We start from the raw sequence: 4882 nt of genomic DNA on the forward strand, positions 1-4882 counted from the left end.
GCAGCGCGCCCGCGCCGGCCGGCAGGACGAGACCGACCGGCAGCTCGCTGCCGGTGGCGGCGAGTTCCACGTCGTCTCGGGGCCGGGGGGCGGTGCGGGTGACCGGCTCGTCGTCGGGCGCGGAGCCGCCGGGGGCGGCCTCGTCCGGGGTGGGCGGCGTGCCCGGCTCGGCTTCACCCGGCTCGCCGGGCGCATCGGGCGTCTCCCGGTCGCCGGGTCCGCCGCTCGCGCAGTCATTGCCCTGAGCGGCATTGCCGAGGCCGACGACGTCGACGCTGTTGCCGCAGACGTTCACCGGAACGTGGACCGGCACCTCGACGCGGTTGCCGGACGCCACACCGGGCGAGCCGGTGGTGTCCCCGTCGGCCCGCGCGCCACCGTGACCGCCCGACGGGGAGCCGCCGTGGTGGGCGCAGGAGTTGCCCGCGGACGGGTTGAGGACGCCGAGGGCGGCGACCGTGTTGCCGCAGACGTTGACCGGCGCGTGCACCGGCGCGTGCACCGAGTTCCCGGAGAGCACGCCGGGCGACCCGTGGGCCGCGCCCTGTGCGCCGGAGTCGGCGTGCGCGACCCCGCCCGCGGCGGCGATCACGCCGGACGCGGCCGCCACGGTCATCAGGCCCTTGCGGGTGACCTGTCGCATGTGATGATTCCCTGTCTTCGAGCAGGTACCGGGGAGGTTTTCCACGGATTCCCGGGACTCCGTGGAGTCCGTGGAATCCGTGGAGTCCGTGGAATCCGTGGAATCCCGGGATTCCTCAGCCCTCTCGGGCTCCGCGGGATCCACGGATTCCCCTCCCGGTGTTCGGGGCGTACGGGAAAACCGGTCGGCCCCGGAGCGCACGGCACGCGCTCCGGGGCCGACCGGCTCGAGCCCTGAAAGGGCGTGCCCTAAGGGGCGTGGCACAACGTCACTGGTTGACGCAGGCGTTGCCGAACGCGGGGTTCAGCAGCCCGATCACGGAGACCGTGTTGCCGCAGGCGTTCACCGGGACGTGCACCGGAACCTGGACGACGTTGCCCGAGGCGACACCCGGGGAGTTCAGGGCGGCACCCTGGGCACCGGAATCGGCGGCGGCCATGCCCGCACCCGCGAGAACCAGTCCACCGGTGGCGGCGGCGACGGCGACGACCTTCTTCAGCATTGTTCCTCCTCATTGGTAAGGCGATCCGAATCCGCGGATCACATCACGGGTAACGAGGAGGGAGTAATGAGGCTACGAGCTTATCGTCGGATTCACTCTTCCCGGTCAACTCCGCACGTCTGCACTAATATGGACGGGCCGTTCAGGACGCGTCCAGGAACCGGTCGAGCACCCGCACACCGAACTTCAGGCCGTCCACCGGCACCCGCTCGTCGACCCCGTGGAACATGCCGGCGAAGTCCAGCTCCGGCGGCAGCTTCAGCGGGGCGAAGCCGAAGCAGCGGATGCCGAGGTCGTCGAAGGACTTGGCGTCCGTGCCGCCGGAGAGCATGTACGGCACCGCCCGCGCGATCGGGTCCTCGGCACCGAGCGCCAGCTGCATGGCGTCGACGAGCCGACCGTCGAAGCCGGTCTCCAGCGCCTTGTCCGCGTGCACGTCCTCGCGCTTCACCCGCGGGCCGAGGATCCGGTCGAGGTCGGCCAGGAACTCCTCCTCGTACCCGGGCAGGAAGCGGCCGTCGACGTGCGCGGTGGCCTGGCCCGGGATGACGTTGACCTTGTAGCCGGCGCCGAGCATGGTGGGCGCCGCCGAGTTGCGCAGCGTGGTGCCGATCATGCGGGCGATACCGCCGAGCTTGGCGAGGGTCTCGTCCATGTTCTCCGGGTCGAGCTCGGTGCCGAGGGCGTCGGAGAGCTCGTCCAGGAAGGCCCGTACGGTCTTGGTGACCCGTACCGGCCACGTGTGGCGGCCGAGCCGGGCGACCGCCTCGGAGAGTTCGGTGATCGCGTTGTCGTCGTTGGTCATCGAGCCGTGGCCGGCCGTGCCGTCGACGGTGAGCCGCATCCAGTGCATGCCCTTCTCGGCGGTCTCGACGAGGTAGAGGCGCAGCTTCTCGTTCACGGTGAAGGAGAAGCCGCCGACCTCGCCGATCGCCTCGGTGACGCCCTCGAACAGCTCGGGGTGCTCGCGGACCAGGTGCTTGGCGCCGTACGTGCCGCCGGCCTCCTCGTCGGCGAGGAAGGCGAGGACGACGTCGCGCGGGGGCTTGCGTCCGCTGCGCAGGCGGTCGCGGACGACCGCCAGGGTCATCGCGTCCATGTCCTTCATGTCGACGGCGCCGCGCCCCCACACGCAGCCGTCGGCGATCTCGCCGGAGAAGGGGTGGTGGGTCCAGTCGTCGGCGTTGGCCGGTACGACGTCGGTGTGGCCGTGGATCAGCAGGGCCGGCCGGGAGGGGTCCTCCCCCTCGATGCGGGCCACGGTGGAGGCGCGGCCCTTGTGCGACTCGAAGATCTGCGGTTCGAGCCCCACCTCGGCGAGCTTCTCGGCGATGTACTCGGCCGCCTTGCGCTCGCCGGGTCCCGAGTGGTCGCCGTAGTTGCTGGTGTCGATCCGGATCAGGTCGCGGCAGAGGTCCACGACCTCGTCCTCGCCGGTGACGCCCTTGGCCGTGTCCGTCGCGCTCACGTGGTTCCTCCCGCTGTCGCTGCGCACTGTTGCCTGCGCACTGTTCGCCGCACGCTGTCACTGCTCGTGGCTCTTCCCTCATCCTCTCCCTTGAGCGGCCCCGCCCCAAGACGGGACCCGGCCCGTCGCACCGCGTCCACGCCGGGACCGAGAGCGCGACCCGGGCGGGGGCCGGACCGAAGCCGGGCGGGAACCGGACCGAAGCCGGGTGGGAGCACGACCGGGCCCGGGGGCGGCCGCACCCGGACGCGGCCGGGCCGCACGCCCGTCGGCGGGTGATCGGACACCCCGGAAAGCCTGGTAATGTTTACGTCGTCGCCGCGGGGGAAACCCGCGCGTCAGACACCTTGTCCGGGTGGCGGAATGGCAGACGCGCTAGCTTGAGGTGCTAGTGCCCTTTAACGGGCGTGGGGGTTCAAGTCCCCCCTCGGACACATGAACGCGAGGGCCGCGACCACCAGGTCGCGGCCCTCGCGCGTTGCCACGCCCCCGTCCCGGAGGAAGACCATGGCCGACCGCCCCTGCCCCTGCGGGCTCCCCGAGGCCTACGGGGCGTGCTGCGGCCGCTTCCACGCCGGGGCGGCCGCCGCGCCGACCGCCGAGCGGCTGATGCGGTCGCGGTACTGCGCCTTCGTGCGGCTGGACGCCGGTTACCTGCTGCGCACGTGGCACCCGCGGACGCGGCCGGAACGGGTCGACCTCGATCCCGGGACGCGGTGGACCGGGCTGGAGATCCTGGAGACGGCCGGCGGGTCCGCCTTCCACTCCACCGGGACGGTGGCCTTCCGGGCGTCCTACCGGGGCGGCTCGCTGCACGAGCGGAGCTGCTTCGAGCGGGTGGACGGGGCCTGGGTGTACGTCGACGGGGAATTCCCGCAGTAGGCGGCCTACGGCGCCAGGATGTCCAGTTCCTGGAGGGCGCCCACGGTGATCTGGCGGGTCAGTTCCTCCGCGCGGGCGGCGTCGCGTTCGCGGACCGCTTCGGCGACCTGGACGTGCAGGGTGACCGCGGCCGGGTCGGGGTCGTCGAACATCACGTCGTGATGGGTGCGGCCGGTCAGGACCTCGGCGACGACGTCGCCGAGGCGGGCGAACATGTCATTGCCGGACGCGGTGAGGATCACGCGGTGGAAGGCCACGTCGTGGAAGAGGTACCCCTCCAGCTGCCCGCCGCGCGAGTTGGCGACCATGCCGAGGGCGCACTCGGTGAGTTCGGCGCACTGCTCGGCGGTGGCGTTGCGGGCGGCGAGGCCCGCCGCGACCGGTTCGACGGCCGAGCGCAGCACCGTGAGCGAGCGCAGCTGGCGGGGGCGGTCCGCGCCGGCCAGCCGCCAGCGGATGACCTGGGGGTCGTACACGTTCCAGTCGCAGGCGGGGCGGACCGTGACGCCCACCCGGCGCCGGGACTCCACGAGGTGCATGGACTCCAGGACGCGCACCGCCTCGCGCATCACGGAGCGCGACACGTCGAACCGCTGGGCGAGTTCGTCGGTGCGCAGGACGCTGCCGGGCGGGTACGCGCCCGCCGTGATCTCGGGGCCGAGGGTGTCCAGTACGTGGCCGTGCAGCCCCCGGCCCGTGATGCTCATGCACTCAGCGTACGGGGCGGATCACCGGAACCAAAGGTCAGACTTATTGGTCACACAGTCTTGTATTTGTCTTACCTTTAGGTTTCAGTTGCCTCGACATCAGGTTGTCGACGACGACAGCAGACAGTGAGGCAGCGATGAACACCCCCCACGTCGTAGTGGTCATGGGCGTCGCGGGCACCGGCAAGACCACCATCGGTCCCCTGCTCGCGGCCCGGTACGGCGTCCCGTACGCCGAGGGCGACGACTTCCACCCGCCGGCCAACATCGCCAAGATGTCGGCGGGCACCCCGCTCGACGACGAGGACCGCTGGCCCTGGCTGGACGCCATCGGCGAATGGGCGCACGGGCGTGCCGGACTCGGCGGGGTGGTCAGTTCCTCGGCCCTGAAGCGGTCGTACCGCGACCGGCTGCGGGCCGCCGCGCCCGACGTGGTCTTCGTGCACCTCACGGGTGACCGCGCGCTGATCGAGGACCGGATGTCGCACCGCGAGGGGCACTTCATGCCCACGGCCCTGCTCGACTCCCAGTTCGCCACGCTCCAGCCGCTGGAGACGGACGAGCCCGGGGTCGCCGTGGAGGTCTCGGGCAGCCCCGAGGAGATCACCGAGCAGGCGGTCGCCGCCCTCGCGGACCTCTCCGGAGCGTCCTCCTAGCCCCCACCCGGCGCCGGCACCGGC

At 71.9% G+C, this 4882-nt stretch carries 6 protein-coding genes and 1 tRNA gene; 3 read left to right on the plus strand and 4 right to left on the minus strand.

Annotation, left to right across the window (positions count from 1 at the left end):
* From AOK18_RS07490 to AOK18_RS07500, 3 genes are all read right to left on the minus strand, one after another.
* The coding region (locus AOK18_RS07490) for a chaplin (RefSeq protein ID WP_055693813.1) at positions 1-643 on the minus strand (643 nt) is incomplete at its 3' end.
* A gap of 268 nt (positions 644-911) precedes the next feature.
* Complete coding sequence (gene chpH / locus AOK18_RS07495; RefSeq protein WP_055574800.1) at positions 912-1145, minus strand: chaplin ChpH; 234 nt, start codon at positions 1143-1145, stop codon at positions 912-914.
* 142 nt (positions 1146-1287) lie between these two features.
* A complete protein-coding gene (locus AOK18_RS07500) occupies positions 1288-2613 on the minus strand; it encodes a M20/M25/M40 family metallo-hydrolase (RefSeq protein WP_055574799.1) in 1326 nt (441 codons plus the stop codon).
* 349 nt (positions 2614-2962) lie between these two features.
* On the opposite strand from AOK18_RS07500, the gene AOK18_RS07505 reads away from it, so the two are divergent.
* Positions 2963-3047: transfer RNA gene (locus AOK18_RS07505), tRNA-Leu, on the plus strand.
* Between the two features lie 73 nt (positions 3048-3120).
* A complete protein-coding gene (locus AOK18_RS07510; protein ID WP_055693814.1) occupies positions 3121-3495 on the plus strand; it encodes a YchJ family protein in 375 nt (124 codons plus the stop codon).
* Positions 3496-3500: 5 nt separating this feature from the next.
* On the opposite strand, the gene AOK18_RS07515 is transcribed toward AOK18_RS07510, so the two are convergent.
* On the minus strand, positions 3501-4202 hold the full coding sequence (locus tag AOK18_RS07515; protein ID WP_055574797.1) for a FadR/GntR family transcriptional regulator: 702 nt from the start codon (positions 4200-4202) through the stop codon (positions 3501-3503).
* A gap of 137 nt (positions 4203-4339) precedes the next feature.
* Here AOK18_RS07515 and AOK18_RS07520 point away from each other — a divergent pair, with 137 nt between their 5' ends.
* Positions 4340-4858: a gluconokinase gene (locus tag AOK18_RS07520; RefSeq protein ID WP_055693815.1), complete on the plus strand. Its 519-nt coding sequence runs from the start codon at positions 4340-4342 to the stop codon at positions 4856-4858.
* Positions 4859-4882: the final 24 nt, after the last annotated feature.

The sequence above is a fragment of the Streptomyces prasinopilosus genome, from assembly GCF_001419695.1.
Taxonomy (GTDB): Bacteria; Actinomycetota; Actinomycetes; order Streptomycetales; family Streptomycetaceae; genus Streptomyces; species Streptomyces prasinopilosus.